The sequence below is a fragment of the Caballeronia sp. GAFFF2 genome (genome assembly GCF_023631485.1).
GTDB lineage: Bacteria > Pseudomonadota > Gammaproteobacteria > Burkholderiales > Burkholderiaceae > Caballeronia.
The window spans coordinates 1-235 of sequence record NZ_JALQDA010000121.1 but is presented as its reverse complement, the minus strand read 5'-3'; the positions used below and the strand labels follow the sequence as shown (position 1 = coordinate 235).

Genomic DNA, 235 nt, shown 5'->3' with positions numbered 1-235 from the left:
AGTTATAACTGTGTTTAAAATGGTACTTTAATAGTTTTGTAAAAAAAAACTTCCTTACATTTTGCTCAAATAAAATAAAATAAATAAAAACGTAAAAAAAAATGTTGATAAATCGATGTGAAGTTGCTTTCTTTTTAAGTGTGACTTCATCTCTTCATCTTCGAGCATATTTAAAATACTTTTGTTTTTCCGTCCGTAACTAGTTGTGACTACTTTGAGATCAGCGGCAAGATAC

Annotated in this window: 1 protein-coding gene; it reads right to left on the bottom strand. The window is 27.7% G+C overall.

Translation table 11 applies throughout. From position 1 onward, the window contains the following. Positions 1 to 54: 54 nt before the first annotated feature. Positions 55 to 235 (bottom strand): hypothetical protein (locus NCT04_RS34360; RefSeq protein WP_250470310.1); only part of this gene is annotated, 181 nt, incomplete at its 5' end.